This window comes from Rhizobium sp. 01L419, assembly GCF_056400025.1.
In genome coordinates this window covers 82,850-97,957 of sequence record NZ_JBFTSM010000009.1, presented here as the reverse complement: position 1 = coordinate 97,957, position 15,108 = coordinate 82,850, and the positions used below count along the sequence as shown (strand labels likewise).

The following is a 15,108-nucleotide window of genomic DNA, read 5'->3' as shown; positions in this document are numbered from 1 at the left end:
CGACCCAATCTCTCCAAATTCCCCGAGGGAAAATGGTGTCCACGAGAGGATTCGAACCTCCGACCCCAGGATTCATACCACTTCGGCTTTGGCCGCCGCCCAATGGGCGTTCGTGGTCTGGACTGTCCCTTCACCATGGGCCGAGGCCTTTAGGTGCTGCCCATCCAGTCTCTACACCTTCACCAGGTTTCCCTGGAGCTTGGCTCGGGATTGGCATGCTGAAATATCAGCGAAGCGTTCCCCGACTTTGAGCAGATCGATTGCGTTGTTTCCAGACGCAACCCCCAATTTCATAGGAATCCTGTGCTCTATCCTGCTGAGCTACGTGGACACACGGCTTTCTTTTAGACGAGAGGCAGAAAACCGCAACCCTTCTAGGCGCGAAAAGGAGCGAAATGGTCACGACAGTGGAAGTCTCAAATTTCGACGGCGTTGTATGGACGGCATCGCAAGTGATCCAAAATCAGCTGGCGGAGCGTCCCGCCGCAGAGTTGAGTAGCCTTCTGCGCCTCTGGTCACAGGCATATAAAGAGCAGGATGCCGCCGAATTATCCTTGGCCATCGAAGGCTTTGTGAATCAGCTTCAGCAAAATTTGGCAGGAGAGCCTTTAGCTGCCGTGGAGCCAGCGGATATGGGATCGGCAGCAGATTTCGTGCCTGTCAAAGCGGCCGCTCAAGTAAGTCTAACGAACGATGACGTTTCCGAGAGGGGGTGGGATACCGACGATGCTTGCGCGGAACTCACCGCGATGGTCGAGCAACTTAGGTCTTACCAGGAATTGAGTAATCTCCTGGTGGACTGGTCAGCTCCCGGCGCAGAGTGGAAGCGATCTCATTCGAACATCGACGATCTAATCGATATCATTTCGCCGATGGGCTTTCTCGACGCTTTGGAAGACTTTTTGGTCAACCTCGCTGATACAAAAGCGAGCTTTGCCAAGTTCCGAACAGCGTAGCGACCGGCTTCTGGCATGAGTGGTTTTTTGCTTGAGCAGGTCAATTCAGGATCAGTTACGAACGGCCAAGACCCGAAAGCGACGACCATCCGTGAAGGCGTCGCTGACGAAGTCCAGGCTCCAACGCTCGGCGCGCGAGGGCAGGGCCAGAGGCCGCCTCGCTCTCATATACGCAGTGAAGATGCCTCGCCAGGCATGTGAGAAAACGCGCCGGAGCTGGAGAATCCCCCATGCGGGTTGCTCGAAGCTGTCTTGGCTGCGACCATTTAGTGTCGGCAAACTAAGCGGCGGACGCCAGCTTCGTCGCCTGGGATTAGATGACGACGTTGCCCGCGAATGCCTTATTACGCATCTCAGACGGGAATTTCGAGGGATCAAGTCCTCGCTGATCGTAAAATATGAAGCATTGGATAACCAGCGCACCGTCGTAACCCGCTCTCATTCTAGTTGACGCTGCCTGAACTTCCAATTCGCCCGGAAATGGATACAACCATTGCTCGATTTGGAATCGATGAACGGGCTGACCAGTGACGAGGTGCAAATGAGCGAATATTTTGAGATTGCGTATGCCGCAGCCGCCAAACGTCTTTGTCTGTTCACCGGGACTGGCTTCTCCAAAGCGCTAAGCTCGAACGGCGCGCCAGGCTGGCAAGAACTTTTAGAATCAATCTGCGACGCGCATATAGGCAAGAAGGACTTTAAGGAGGCACTGTTTCCACCGGGGGCGCAAAATGCTCTTCAGCTCGATGAAGCCGCTCAGGTGATCTCAATTGAGCTTCTGAAAGCGGGTAAAAATGTCCAAGAGGAAATTGCCAATCTTATTTCCGCTGTTGCTTTGTCGGGTAGCTATCCAGAGACACAGAAGTTTTTCCAACAGCGGAGCTTTCGCGTTGTAACAACAAATTACGACAAGTTGGCAGAGCAGCTCGCCGGAGACGACTGCCAAACTCTATCTCCTGGCCGACCAATCCCGCGCTCGACCAGCCGCGTAAAAGTGTATCATGTCCATGGGTCAGTCGACGTCCCAGGGCGCATGGTTGTGACAGCGGACGATTACTTCAGCTTCATGCATTCTGAATCTTATTTCTCACGGAAGCTGAGCACGGTTTTGCATGAAAATACCGTGGTGATATTGGGGTACTCCTTAGGGGACACCAACCTCAAATCAATACTGAGCGACTACAGGGGCTTTGTCAGAAACCACGTTGTCAGCAACAGCGTTTTTCTTGTATCGCGCAAACCGGTAGATCGACGAATTTCCGACTATTATTCAAACTGCTACGGCATACGCGTAATTTCTAGCACAGACGTGGAAGAGTTTTTTGGAAAGTTAAACGCAAACTTCGCCAACGCTGAAGCTTGCATCGAAGGCTCCGTGAGTAACATAAAAAAAGTGCTCTATAACAACCACACATTTACAGAGACTTATTTGCAAGTGGAAAGTTCATTCTACGAGATCGTTTCAGCTATTGGAGCGGTAGGGGAGAGTCTGGACGAACAGGTTGTGGTGAAAACGTTCAAGGACGTTATTTCAAAGAAAATGTCATTGACGGGAGCATCTGGAGCTTGGCCCCAATACGTCCAACTTGCCACTTGGCTTACATATCTGGGGAGCTTAATCGATGTCAGAGGCACCGCAGTCGAGGAAACGTTCCTGAAGGCGGTTAGATTCTCCATGGACAGCATGAGCAAAGCAATGAAGCTCGGCTACTCATGGCATGCTTATAAGGTATGGGATGCTCGCTGGAGCAGCGTAACTGCGGACAACCGCGCGTTAATATCCGCGTACATTTCCAACCAATCGGGCGAGCCAGACGCCCTAGAGATAACATCCAGGGGATGAGTGCTTCAAGCGCCCCCCAGCAACATTTCTCGTTCGTCGGATTCATCATCGCCCTCGCATCTAGCTCCATAGCTCACACTGAGAGGATAATACTTGAGGTGGGCTCCCAAATACCGTGCAATATCGGTGGGACGCACGTTCGAACAAATTTGCGTAGGTTTGGATATCGTTCGCTTTCACGAACGTAGGCCCAAGTTCAGTTTCCTGATGGAAAAGATTGCTACCCGTGGGTCCTCATGCATTACCGTTCGGCAATATCGAAACAATTTGCTTGTTTCATCCGGTGATTGCATTCTATGTTGACATAAAACAGAGTCTTGCCATGCTCATATTGCATCTGTCCGACATCCATTTTAGCAATCGAGACATCGATAAACCTTACGATCAAAACCTTGGTCTCCGAGACGACACAGTCGATGACGTTAAGAAGATGCGGGCGAAAATCGGCCAAGATGTTGATGCCATTCTGATTTCCGGCGACATTGCTTATCACGGGCAACAGACCGAATATGATTTCGCAGCGAAATGGCTGGAAGAGGAACTCTGCCCGGCCGCTGGTTGCAAATTTGAGAACATCGTGGTCATACCAGGCAACCACGACGTTGACCGCCGGGCGGCGGCCGAGCCGATTCATGAGGATGCCCGTAAAGCACTTCGGACAACCGATATCGGGAACTCAAACACCGCGATAAAGCGATATGTTGATAGCAAAGCGTCTTCTGAGATGCTGTTCAAGCCAATTGAGAATTACAATCGGTTTGCAGCGAAGTTCCTTTGCGAGATCGGGTACTACGAAGAGGCGACCGGGCAAACTCCTTACGCGAAGCGTGATTTTGTCCTCAACGACAAGTCAACATTGCGAGTATGGGGCTTCAATTCGGTCCTTGTATGTGACGCCGAAGACGACGTTAATAAGATGTTTGTCGATCCTTCGGCTGCCGAGATCATAAAGCGCGACAATGGTGTCACGCATCTTGTCATGTGCCACCACCCCTTTAACTGGTTGAGGAACAAGGCTGAATTCCAAAACCGGATCGATGCGGTTGCAAAACTTCATCTCTTTGGTCATGAGCATACGATGCGCGTGGATGAATACAGGAGGTTCACCCGCCTTAAAGCTGGAGCCTTACATCCAGAGCGCGATGAAAGAGGATGGCAGCCGGGATACAACTTCATTGATATTTCCGTTGCGGGGCCATCGGACAAACGTGTTCTCCAGATCAAACTATGGGTACGGCAGTTGCTGGGAGCGCGCTATATTGCGGCTCCGGATGAAGAGGAGAACGATCCATGGATATTGAAGCACGATCTTCCCCCGTGGTCAGCGCCGCCCGTGTCAATTGCCACCGCCGCCAACAAGGACGCAATCGACCCATTGGGTGATGGTAAGGAGGCAGTCTTGGTGGAGCCAGCTCTGACAGTTCGCTCGGTGGCAATTAAAATTCTGTCGCTGCGTGAGTTTGACCAACGGAAAATCATCACAGACCTTGATCTGCATCAGGACGGGGATCAACGTCTGGCAGATTATGCCTTCGCCATCGCAGCAGTCCGTCGGGCTGATGCGCGTGGAGAGCTTACTAAGCTGAATGAAGAAATCGAAAAGTATACGGGAGCAAAAAATTAATGGCGTTCGACTTCGTCGCTGAATACCGCAACCTGCAGCCGACGGATGACCGAGAGCTGATCGCCGCTAGGACAGCTTCATTTCAAAAGGCTGCCACAGATGCTCAAAACTCAATAAGCCGCGTCGTCGATCTGGCTTATTTCGCTTATCGACTGCCATTGCCTACTGAAAGCGATGCTGCATCCTGGTTCGGTGGCATACTCACTGCGGATGATCCGACATTTAGAATCGAGATTGACGTTGAGGAAGCTGCCCGCATCGCAACTCTTTTGCTCAAGCAGCGGCTTGCCGAAAATTTCAAGGGAACGCCAGTAATCGTCCATACTGCTGCTTTTGCTGGAAAGCGACAGACTGTCGATAATCATGGGCTGTCTTTTTCTGCTCGTCAAACATTGGCTAATCTCGTTCGTCGTCGCGGTTCGTCGGTGTCCCGATCAGAAGTAGCCTCAGGTAAAGCGACGAATATGATGGACTGGCTCAAAAAGCTTAGTGACGAAAACGACGCGACTGAAGACGTACAGGTTTTCGAAGCCGCCGTCGCCGATTACCGAAACCAAATCAAGCAGGTTATCTCAACGGCCAACAGTGCGATTGAAACCGTCTGGGGTGAGAGCAAGCGGCTCGCTGAGGAGGTCGACCTGTTGTGGTGGCATCTCGGAGGCCAAAGCTTTTGTCTTGATCGTGCCATTGCGGATGTACCAATTGCTGTACGGCCAATTGTGGTTGGCATGGATATCGGTGAAATGGTTAGCGCAGCGCCTGGACCGTACGGAACTTACGGCATCATCAGGAAGGCGCTGGGTGACCTCGCCGAGGAAAAATTCAAGCTCAGCGACGCGGTCAAAGAGCTGTCTGATGAATTCGACGGTCTAATCTCAGAACCCATATCTCGCTATGCAGTGGCACCGATCCATGGTGCGGTCGGAGAAGTTCTCCTTGAAGGCGCGCAGGTGGTCGCAGCCCAGTTTAAGCGTCGCACCGGCCTCCCGTTTGACATAAAGCTCAGTGGCTTCGATTTGGCAGTACAGGCTTATCACGAGCGCATGCTCAGCAAACTTGGCTGGGTCTGATGACTACAATAGGCAATAACCCCGGCGTTGGAGGGGAACTCTACGAAGCCGATGAAGCTGACGACCTCGACACCGGTGATATCGTCGAGCCCACTGAACAAAAATCATCTGAAGATGATGGCGTCGCACTTCGGCCTAATACCTTGATCCCAGAGCACGGCATCTTCAGCTATAGGAATAGGAGCCGGGCGCAGACAGTTGTCCTAATCGGTGAGCAGAAGACAGGAAAGACAACACTACTTGCAGCTCTTTACGGACTTTTTTGTAAAGGCCCCGTTGGCAAATATGAGTTTGTCAGCAGCCAGACTTTGTATTCCTTTGCTGAGCGCAATCATCTTGCGTTGATTCATCCAGACCGAGCGGATCGTACCGTTCCGGCGACTCCGCGCACAAGCATCGGCGACTCTGTCGGCTATTTTCATTTGAAAGTTCGAAAAGAAGAGACCATCTCCGAGATAATTATCTCAGATCGATCCGGAGAAACTTTCGAAACCGCCAGGTCCGACACATCACTGATGAACCGTTTGACGGAGTTGGCTCTTGCGGATCGGGTTTGTTTCCTGCTGGATGCTGCTCGTTTGACCAAGATCGAAACACGTCATGGTTATCGACGGATTTTCAAACAAACGATCCGAGCGCTCATTGACAACAATGCCATTCCGAAAACAGCTGCCATCGAAATCGTTGTTACGAAGATTGACCGGATAGTCCGCGTCGTAGAAGAGCGCGATCTTGCGGCTGAATTGAATGAATATGAGAAAGACCTGGGCAGGGAGTTCGGCAACGCGGGCTACGCCTTCAATATCTACCGAATATGCGCACTACCGCGAGCCGCTGTGAAAATCGGGTTCATCGGAATGCCAGAGCTTGTGGCGCGCTGGGCATCCGAGCCTCGTGATGCGGATATTGCGCCCAGGCCTGTTGACGGTGCGCTTCGCCACATCGACCGTCTGCCAAAAATCTGGAGCTAAGTATGCCTGACGTGTTGCGACATATGGCCGTTGGGCTGCAATCCTCTGGCAAGACCACTTATGCAGCGGCGCTCTGGTATGTCGTTGATGCGGGCGAGTTCCCTAGTGTGCTGTCGAAGGGCTTGCACATCGGCGATCACCGTTATTTGGAGACCTTGGCCACACGATGGGAAGAAGGTTGGGTGGTCCCCCGCACCAAAACACTTCAGCATGAAAATGTGACGATGAACCTGCGAGACCCGCAGACCGGTGCGGATATCGCGTTGCGTTTCGCCGATCTCTCGGGGGAAACCTTTGAACGAGCGTTCGCGACAGGAAGTCTGAATCTAACCGCTGCATCAGCGTTCGAGGGCGTGTCTAACCTGATGCTGTTCGTCAGTGCGAATGACCCGCCGGACGATCTTACGATGATCGATCTGGCGATGCAGCTTGACGAGGACGTCGACGAAGACGCAATTCCCGACGATGGCGCAGAAGAGGTCCCTTTTAATCCCGCTGACACGCCTCGGCAGGTGCAGATCGTCGATTTTCTTGATAGAATTCAGCAACCACCTCTGTCTGTCCGGATAGACCGGATCGCAGTAATCATCTCCGCTTGGGATAAAGGCCCAGAGCATAATGAGCCCCATCGCTGGGTTAAAGACAAAATGGGGTTGCTCGACCAGTACCTTCGTAACAGTGGTATGGAAGTTAGGGTTTACGGCGTTTCAGCTCAGGGCGGTGATCTGCCAGATAAAGACAACCCACCCGCTGCTGATGACCCCAACGGACTGAAGGCGCAAAAGCGCCTCTTGCGGCTTGCAAAAGCAAGCGAAAGAGTGAAAGTCGTCGGTTATGGTGCAGGTCAGCACGACCTGACGCACCCGATAAGATGGCTAAGTGGCCTGGATGGTGAATGAGGAGAAACGAAGTAAATAACGTCGGCCAGGCGGTCTTTGGTTATTCCAACGGCCATCGTCTCCTGACATCCACAATTTCATTGTCTTCTGTCGACGTTTATGAGCTTGCGGCCGCCTCGGACCTAGCTCCGGGTGCGCAAATTACAGGCTCTTCTAGCTATTTGACTGGACTTCTGCTGCCGGATAGCAAGCTTTACGCACTAATTCGTACCTGGCTTGCACCGGAAATGCCGAGGCCGGGATGTGTCTGGAGCCATGTGCTGCTTTTAGACCAGGCCCTGGTTGCAACGCAGATCGATCTGACTGTCTTGATCGAGCTGCACAGACGACCGGATGGTTATGGCTCCGACACCGGCTTTTCGAATCCCATACACATTAATCGTCGCTTACGGGGTAGCAGGTCAGACCCTACTACTACCGAAAAAGCATTGTCTGCCTGTTACGGTGACGTGCCCCTCGATACGAATACCGTAGACCCTCAGACCTTCGAGCAAGCAATTTTCGCAGTTTGGTCTCAGCAATGGCCCCGCTTGAGACGACAGTTCGTTTTCAGATCGATTGGTACGACGTCTGATTTAAAGGGCCAATTCCTGCATCTTAAGCGCGGAACTTCATCGACACCGAATGCCAATTCTTCGCCATGGCTCAAAGAAGCCGTGGCCGATGCGACGTCCCAAAGCGTGACGCCGATGCGTCGCTTTCTGTGGCGATACGGAAAAGATATTCCGTCCGATAGGGAAACACTCCCTGAGCTTGTGGACATTTATCTTACCACTCGATCAGCAAAGCGTTCTTATGATGCAGCGGAGAAGGTCTTTGCCAGATACCCTTTGGGCCAAGCGGATACGTTGAAAAAGGACCTGCTAGGGCTAACACCTGAAAAGCTTTCTCAGGTTTCAAGCATAAGTCCTGTTGACCTAATGCGTCTTCTGGTGAAGCACCAAAAGCTGAGCGTTGATCACGAAACGGAAGAGCTGACATCGATATTCTCCAAAGTCGATGCTGAGCATTTGATCCAACTGACACCTGCATTGATGGCCTCGCGCCACCATCTTGGTGAAATGTTTGGTTCAATTTTTGAAGCTATTTTGCCAGTTGTGAATGCTGAGACGGTTCTGGACCCACAGGTACCGGTGGAATTCGTGCTCATGGCGGTAGCGCGTAAGCCCGTAATCTTCACGTCCGCCTTAATAGAAAGGCTATCGACTGATGAATTGCTCTACGTTTGGTCGCAGGACCTCAAGCCAAAGCAGCGTACGGAAATCGTGCGGGCATTCATGCAGCGTCCATATAACGAGATAGTCGCTGGGCATGCTTTGAGCCAACCGGGCAGAACGCTAAATGACGCAGTTTATCTCATTGGTACGGTAGGATTGCACGAAAGCTGGCATTCATTCTTCAGGCAAACGGTTTCTCATTTTCTCGACAAGATCGCGACAATTTCAGCGGGCGATGATCTGATAACAGCTGCAAACCTCTTTGCGTTTCCACTGGAGCCCAAGGAAGGAATCACGGCTTGGTTTACGGCCTTCAAAACGTGCCGTTCGAGCTTGTCCGAAGAAAATGAAAGTCTGTTCCTGGTCTATCTGCTCGATCTTGCGCTGAAACACGGCATGGAAAACTATCGGGAATTGCTGGTGGCAATCCTTGCTCGTCTGAGACACCGGATACTCCGAAGTGAACTGCCATCGGACTTAGAGAATCGGTTGTCGAAAATCTTGCCATCCGACGATGCCCGTTGGGACATGAACAAGCGCTTGCTTAAATTGTTCCGAAAAGCTTACAGGCGCGGTCAAGAGTTCGACGAGGTTCTCGACACGCTGAACTTGACGGATCAGGAGTATGCGTACGCTACCGACCAAGACCCCGAAAACATGGTTCGCCGGTTTTGGAGTGCTTTAAACCCGTGGACTTACTGGAGCTGAGGATAGGCCCCGACTGGAGAGGCAACAGCTCTACTGTTCACAGTTTGGCCTGGCCGCTTGGCAATTCGGACCCGCGCTGCCCAGGAATTATGATGTTGCAGTCGGCTTAGTACCGTTTTGACCCGGTGTCGGTCGTCGCGTCGTCCGGCTCAGGCAAGTTTCCTGGCCAGAATTTCTCTAGTTGACCGGCGTCAAGCCTTTTGTGCTTTGCGAGTTCACTCGCAAGCATCATCAGATTTGGTAATAAGCCGCTCAGCATATCCCGGGCGCGACTGTATTGAACGCGAAGGATTTCGTTGACCTCCGTCGCCAGTCGTCGGTCACTCCAGAGATCAGTTGGGCTTTTTGGATCAACAGAACCAGGTAAATAATAAGGAAAATCGCCGAACCCAAGGCTTGCAACCATCTCGATTGCCAGAGTCGTGGCCTGGGCGAAATCACTGTGGTCGCTGCCGACAGCCATGGTGGATCGGTCTTTGAAGCAGACCTCTTCCGCCGCCGCGCCAGCGAGGTGCATGGTGATGAGCTTGGTGATTTGCCATCGCGTCCGAAACGGTGGCGTATGGAGCGTGATCTTTGTAAGCCCGTGAGCGTCGAGTTCCGTAGCGAAGCGGTTTTGATTGTCGAAAATCTCAACGGATTCGATGTCCCCGACCTTGAAAGCATGCGCGACAAGGGCATGGCCAGCTTCGTGAATGGCAACGTGGAACTGCAAATCGCTGTCTAGAGCTGGAAGCGGTTCAATACTTCCCTGAAGATCAGCTACCGTGACTTCTCTGTTTCCCTGTCTTGCCCTTCGACGAGCGTGCCTCGCGAGCATCTCAAGATCAGCACCAGATTTGCCAGGCAGCCTCGCTGCGATTTCCTTCAGGCCCGCTTGATCGGCCAGGCTCGGAAGATGGAATTCTAGGATTTCCGCGCGGCCATCAGCGTCTGGTAGTCCAAAGTAAAGGTGTTTCTCAAGGCGGCCGCCACGAACCACCGCGTGATCGATTTTGTCTGGATGATTGCACGCCGCGAGGACAATAACTCCTTCGCGTTGCTCGACCCCATCCAAGGCTTCGAGAAGACCATTGACCACTTGGGTTGAGTAGTCGGCATGTCGTGCTGGAAATTTCCTGCGATCTCCAATTCCGTCTATCTCGTCGATAAAAAGGATGCTTGGCGCGTTTTCCTTCGCGGTAGCAAAACTTTGGAACATGGCTTTGAGCATATCTCCCAATGCCCCATCCTTAAACGACTGCCATTGGGACATTGAGGTGGCTTCCAGATGAACGCCAGCCGACGCCGCCAGCGCCACTGCGAAACGGGTCTTTCCTGTGCCGGGCGGTCCCCAAAGCAGGACCCCCTTGTCCAATTCAGACCAGGGAAGCTTCCCATCTCTCCATGCTCGCAATTCTCGCTGGAATTCCTTCGCCCACTCACCGGCAGCGCCGAAGCCTTTCGAGATATCTAGCTGTTTGGCAGGACCTTGTAGCGACTTTCGTTCTTCTGCAGAGAGCCTTTCAGCCGCGCGTTGAGCAGGCTGTCCCACTCGGAAGATGGCTTCCATCCGTTCGGATGGCTGCTTCGCGATTAGATCAACGGAGCCAGGCAAGATTGACCCGCAGCGACGAAGCGCAGAAACCGCTCTTAGGTGACGTGGCGCGCATACGTCGAGGTCTGCTCGTAAGGTGGCAGCCAGCTCAAAGTCTGGATGCACTTCAGAGTTCTTTAGAACAAACACAAACAAACGTCCGGATGCAAGGAGTTCATCCGGCTCGATTTCCCATCCTCGCTTGTAGTGCTTCGCAGCGGGATGAGCGCAAAACTTCACCTTGTCGTCATTGTTAAAAATCAGGTTGGCGGCCTTTACCACATCCATGAGTTGCCAGTTGGCCGGAACCGATATTAAGGCAACGCAGCCCGGATCGCAGATCGCTGCTAAATTCTGTCGCAAGAGCCGAAAGAGGGCGCAGTGGCTTAAAAACACTGACGCCGATTTCTTGGCAAGCCCGCGCTGAGACCGATTTTCTCGGGGTAGTCCACCAGAGCGATTTTTCTTCCGGTGATCGGCAACGCGTTGCAGCTTGGCGATGTAGCCGTCGAGAACGTTGAAAGCGGTGGCATCCATGGAAATCTCCGTCCGACGGTCAGTAAGGCAGTAGGCCGTCTTCGAACCGGTACCAGCGGCTTAGAGTTCGAGCGATCTGGCGTTTGCGGTCCAAATAGAACAGCTCGCTGGTCAGCCCCGCCCCATCTCGGATCGTTGGATGCCCGGACATCTGGCCGATCAAGCATGGAACGGTACGGTTCGTGAGGATGGAGTTTCGGATTGTCACCGCTTCGCCGATGTCGGCAAAGCCTCCCGGTGCTGAAAGGCGCTCCAAGTCGAACACCAACGATTTAAGGCGCGGAATTATCACGTTCGGCGGTGTGCCGAGCCACTTGTCATCGGGCATGAAGGCTCCTTTGATTCGACGCTGTGATTGTCGAACAAGGAAATAGACTGATTCGTGAGACATGCGCAAAGAAAAAAAGACAAAAGAAACGATTATGAGACATACGCGCAAAATGTTGACATTTTTGGATCAAGTCCTGTTTCTCGGCCTGGATGGAAATCTTGGCAAGCCAGTTACGGGCAGCGCGAGCCCTTCTTGATGAGGATCAAGAGGCTGTTGCGTCGTGGGCGGAATTGGAGCGGCAAGAAGTCAGTGGATACGAGCGCGGTAAATACAAACTGTTCTCATCGGACGCGCAAAAACTCACGGATGCTTTCAGGAAACGCGGTCTCGATTTTTTCCAGGCGGCCGATGGGCAAGAGGCGGGCGTGCGCTGGCGAAAGCCGGGACACGCTGATCGGTACAGGTCCGGGCAGTTTCGCGCGGCAAGGGCGCTGGCAAATTTGTCGATGAGGGAGCTTCAAGAGCTTTCCGGTGTAAACCGAAATTTTGTGTTTCGGCTGGAGAGAGGTACGCTCGGTGCTCTCAACTTAGCGTTCGAAAAGAAACTCGAAAACTTCTTTCGGGCAAAAAATGTTGAGCTGGTTCCCGAAGACATCAACGGCGGTGTTGGCGTAAAATGGATCAGACTTACCACGCCAGAGACGGCATAACTCCGGAAACGCTACCTCATCTGCGTCGGTTGGTGCCGCGCACAATCCGTGAGGATGCCCGAAAGCTCATGCCATCTTGCGAGAGGAAGTATCGGTACGCGTACCGACTACCAATACTCTGATTTATTGGGATAAATCACGTTCGGTACGTCCGGTACGCACATAAAAACGCTCTATCCTGCTGAGCTACGGGACCACTTGGATGCCATGCATACAAAAGGCTTGACGTTTAGCCAAGCCCTTTCAGTGTCTCTCATGTCGTTTCGTCTCAGGCGCCGAGGCGCTGTTCGGCTAGGCGCACCCAATAGGAAATTCCGTGGGCGATCGCTTCGTCGTTGAAGTCGTAGGCAGGGTTATGCAGGCCGGCGGTGTCGCCGTTGCCGATGAAGATGAAGGCGCCGGGGCGGGCGTTCAGCATGTAAGAGAAATCCTCGCCGCCCATCATCGGGTCGACCTCGGGATTGACGTTGGCTTCGCCGGCAATGTCGCTGGCGATGGCAACGGCGTGCTCCGTTTCATCCGCGTGGTTGAAGGTGACGGGGTAGTTGCGGTGGAAGTTGATGTCGGCTGCGGCGCCATGGGCAGCGCAGATGCCTTCCACGACTTCGCGCAGGCGCGCTTCCGCCTGGGCGCGCACCTCATCATCAAGCGTGCGGATCGTGCCGGCGAAGGTCGCGTCATTAGGGATGACGTTGTGGGCGAAGCCGGCATTGAATTTCGTGACGGATACGACGACCGAACGCAGCGGATTGACACTGCGCGAGGCGATCAGCTGCAGGTTCGAAACGATCTGCGCGCCTATTGCGATCGGGTCGATCGTGCTGTGCGGCTGCGCCGCGTGGCCGCCGCGGCCCTTGATGGTGACGGTAAACTCGTCGGTCGCCGCCATGATGGAGCCTTTGCGGGTGGCGAACTGGCCGACGGGCAGGCCCGGCAGGTTGTGCATGCCGTAGACCTCTTCGATGCCGAAGCGCTCCATCATGCCATCCTTGACCATCAGGTTGCCGCCGCCGCCGCCTTCTTCGGCCGGCTGGAAGATCACGGCGACGTTGCCGTTGAAGTTGCGAGTCTCTGCGAGATATTTCGCGGCACCGAGCAGCATGGCGGTGTGGCCGTCATGGCCGCAGGCGTGCATTTTGCCAGGTGTTTTCGAAGCCCAGGGCTTGCCGGTGATTTCGGTGAGCGGCAGGGCGTCCATATCGGCGCGCAGACCGACCGTGCGGGCGCGTTCGCCCTTACCCTTGATGAGCCCCACGACGCCGGTGCGGCCGATGCCGGTAACGATCTCGTCGACGCCAAATTCCTTAAGTTTTTCAGCAACGAAGGCAGCCGTGTTTTCGACTGCGAAGAGAAGTTCCGGCCGCGCATGGATGTGACGGCGCCACTCGGCAACTTCGTCCTGAAGTTCGGCGGCTCTATTCAGAATCGGCATTCTTAGCTTCCTGTGAATGAAATGCTGGGGCCTGTCTGAGCATCACAAGGGCGTGATGCCTTGGAAATAACTTAGTCAATGACCTTTGCCATGTCATAGCCATATAGGGTAAATAGGGGAAGGTTTCGAGATAATTCCCTGAAGGACGAGCACTTGTCGACGCGCCACGATCGTTTGTTCGCCGCTTTGCGGCCCTTTTCTTTTATAGCGACAGCAACAGCGGTTCTTGTCTCGTCCGTTACACTTGCTGAGGCCAATCCGCATATTCTGGTCGACGTGCAGACCGGTCGCGTACTGGAGCATGAGGAAGCCTTCCGCAAATGGTATCCGGCTTCGCTGACCAAGCTGATGACCGTCTATACGGTCTTCGATGCGATCCGCTCCGGCCAGATCAGCCTCGATACGCCCGTCGTCATGAGCAAGCGGGCCGCCGCCGAGCCGCCGGCCAAGATGGGCTTCAAACCGGGCCAGAAGTTCACGCTCGACAGCGCGCTCAAGATCCTGATGGTCAAGTCGGCCAATGACATTGCCGTTGCCGTTGCGGAGGCGGTCAGCGGCACGCAGGAAGCGTTCGTCGTCCGCATGAATGCAGAAGCGGTGAAACTCGGCATGTCGGATTCGCATTTCGTCAATCCGAACGGCCTGCCGGGCAAGGGACAGTACACGACGGCGCGCGATCTCGCGATCCTGTCGGTGGCGCTGCGCCGCGACTTCCCGCAATATGCCGGCTATTTCTCGCTGGAAGGCTTCACGAACGGCAAGCAGAACGTCCCGAACATCAATATGCTGATCGGCCGTTTTGCCGGCGCCGACGGCATGAAGACCGGCTTTATCTGTGCCTCGGGCTTCAACCAGATCGGTTCTGCGACGCGCAGCGGCCGGACGCTGGTGTCCGTCGTGCTCGGCACCGACAGCCTGGCGGCTCGCGCCGATGCTACCGCGAACCTTCTGCAAAAGGGCTTCACCTCGCAGTTTGCGGCAAATGATACGCTGGGCTCGCTGAAGCCTTACGGGCCCGGGCAGGACCAGGTGAACGACATCACGGCCGATATCTGCAGCGCCAAGGGCGCCAAGGTGCGTAGTGAAACGCGCGACGAGGTCGGCCGCATGAAGGTGCAGTCGCCCTATATCCATGAAATGGATCACGAGCCGCAATTCGTATTCGCCGGCCTCATTCCCGGGCAGGATCCGCAGCCGGTCGCGCAGAACGACAAGACCGCCAAGGGCGATGCTGTGGAAGCGCTCGCCAATGTTCCTGTTCCGCTCCCGCGGCCGAAATCCTTCTGAGGAAAAA

12 protein-coding genes and 1 tRNA gene are annotated in these 15,108 nt (G+C 54.0%); 9 read left to right on the top strand and 4 right to left on the bottom strand.

Annotated features, from left to right (window positions below):
* Positions 1-33 precede the first annotated feature (33 nt).
* Positions 34-118, bottom strand: a tRNA-Ser gene (locus tag AC1DUP_RS18815).
* 277 nt (positions 119-395) lie between these two features.
* Between AC1DUP_RS18815 and AC1DUP_RS18810 the strand changes: the two genes are divergently transcribed.
* The 7 genes from AC1DUP_RS18810 (at position 396) to AC1DUP_RS18780 (ending at position 9,288) form a co-directional block, all read left to right on the top strand.
* Entirely contained in the window at positions 396-956 is a 561-nt protein-coding gene (locus AC1DUP_RS18810) for a hypothetical protein (protein ID WP_477833720.1), read from the top strand.
* A gap of 493 nt (positions 957-1,449) precedes the next feature.
* Positions 1,450-2,799, top strand: coding sequence for an SIR2 family NAD-dependent protein deacylase (locus tag AC1DUP_RS18805; RefSeq protein WP_477833718.1), 1,350 nt, complete (start codon positions 1,450-1,452; stop codon positions 2,797-2,799).
* Between the two features lie 226 nt (positions 2,800-3,025).
* Entirely contained in the window at positions 3,026-4,423 is a 1,398-nt protein-coding gene (locus AC1DUP_RS18800) for a metallophosphoesterase (RefSeq protein WP_477833716.1), read from the top strand.
* Positions 4,423-5,493: a GTPase-associated system all-helical protein GASH gene (locus tag AC1DUP_RS18795; RefSeq protein ID WP_477833714.1), complete on the top strand. Its 1,071-nt coding sequence runs from the start codon at positions 4,423-4,425 to the stop codon at positions 5,491-5,493. The genes AC1DUP_RS18800 and AC1DUP_RS18795 overlap by 1 nt, the downstream gene beginning before the upstream one ends.
* Complete coding sequence (locus AC1DUP_RS18790; RefSeq protein ID WP_477833712.1) at positions 5,493-6,464, top strand: TRAFAC clade GTPase domain-containing protein; 972 nt, start codon at positions 5,493-5,495, stop codon at positions 6,462-6,464. The genes AC1DUP_RS18795 and AC1DUP_RS18790 overlap by 1 nt, the downstream gene beginning before the upstream one ends.
* Positions 6,465-6,466: 2 nt before the next feature.
* Entirely contained in the window at positions 6,467-7,363 is an 897-nt protein-coding gene (locus AC1DUP_RS18785; protein WP_477833710.1) for a TRAFAC clade GTPase domain-containing protein, read from the top strand.
* Positions 7,360-9,288, top strand: a complete 1,929-nt coding sequence (locus AC1DUP_RS18780) for a GAP1-N1 domain-containing protein (protein WP_477833708.1) — start codon at positions 7,360-7,362, stop codon at positions 9,286-9,288. The genes AC1DUP_RS18785 and AC1DUP_RS18780 overlap by 4 nt, the downstream gene beginning before the upstream one ends.
* Before the next feature lie 106 nt (positions 9,289-9,394).
* Here AC1DUP_RS18780 and AC1DUP_RS18775 read toward each other — a convergent pair whose 3' ends face one another.
* Positions 9,395-11,401 (bottom strand): AAA family ATPase, encoded by a 2,007-nt coding sequence (locus AC1DUP_RS18775; RefSeq protein ID WP_477833706.1) that lies wholly within the window; start codon positions 11,399-11,401, stop codon positions 9,395-9,397.
* A gap of 19 nt (positions 11,402-11,420) precedes the next feature.
* A complete protein-coding gene (locus AC1DUP_RS18770; protein WP_477833704.1) occupies positions 11,421-11,729 on the bottom strand; it encodes a hypothetical protein in 309 nt (102 codons plus the stop codon).
* A gap of 152 nt (positions 11,730-11,881) precedes the next feature.
* On the opposite strand from AC1DUP_RS18770, the gene AC1DUP_RS18765 reads away from it, so the two are divergent.
* Positions 11,882-12,382: a helix-turn-helix transcriptional regulator gene (locus AC1DUP_RS18765; protein ID WP_477833702.1), complete on the top strand. Its 501-nt coding sequence runs from the start codon at positions 11,882-11,884 to the stop codon at positions 12,380-12,382.
* Between the two features lie 268 nt (positions 12,383-12,650).
* On the opposite strand, the gene AC1DUP_RS18760 is transcribed toward AC1DUP_RS18765, so the two are convergent.
* The gene (locus AC1DUP_RS18760) at positions 12,651-13,814 is read right to left on the bottom strand and encodes a M20 aminoacylase family protein (protein WP_113299116.1); all 1,164 of its coding nucleotides are present in this window, start codon (positions 13,812-13,814) and stop codon (positions 12,651-12,653) included.
* Positions 13,815-13,967: 153 nt separating this feature from the next.
* Between AC1DUP_RS18760 and AC1DUP_RS18755 the strand changes: the two genes are divergently transcribed.
* Positions 13,968-15,101 (top strand): D-alanyl-D-alanine carboxypeptidase family protein, encoded by a 1,134-nt coding sequence (locus tag AC1DUP_RS18755; RefSeq protein ID WP_113299115.1) that lies wholly within the window; start codon positions 13,968-13,970, stop codon positions 15,099-15,101.
* Positions 15,102-15,108: the final 7 nt, after the last annotated feature.

Bases quoted from the DNA above. Each gene is read 5' to 3' on its own strand.
- AC1DUP_RS18765 (WP_477833702.1), top strand. From the start codon at position 11,882: ATGGAAATCTTGGCAAGCCAGTTACGGGCAGCGCGAGCCCTTCTTGAT.
- AC1DUP_RS18795 (WP_477833714.1), top strand. From the start codon at position 4,423: ATGGCGTTCGACTTCGTCGCTGAATACCGCAACCTGCAGCCGACGGAT.
- AC1DUP_RS18810 (WP_477833720.1), top strand. From the start codon at position 396: ATGGTCACGACAGTGGAAGTCTCAAATTTCGACGGCGTTGTATGGACG.
- AC1DUP_RS18770 (WP_477833704.1), bottom strand. From the start codon at position 11,729: ATGCCCGATGACAAGTGGCTCGGCACACCGCCGAACGTGATAATTCCG.
- AC1DUP_RS18775 (WP_477833706.1), bottom strand. From the start codon at position 11,401: ATGGATGCCACCGCTTTCAACGTTCTCGACGGCTACATCGCCAAGCTG.
- AC1DUP_RS18760 (WP_113299116.1), bottom strand. From the start codon at position 13,814: ATGCCGATTCTGAATAGAGCCGCCGAACTTCAGGACGAAGTTGCCGAG.
- AC1DUP_RS18790 (WP_477833712.1), top strand. From the start codon at position 5,493: ATGACTACAATAGGCAATAACCCCGGCGTTGGAGGGGAACTCTACGAA.
- AC1DUP_RS18785 (WP_477833710.1), top strand. From the start codon at position 6,467: ATGCCTGACGTGTTGCGACATATGGCCGTTGGGCTGCAATCCTCTGGC.
- AC1DUP_RS18780 (WP_477833708.1), top strand. From the start codon at position 7,360: ATGAGGAGAAACGAAGTAAATAACGTCGGCCAGGCGGTCTTTGGTTAT.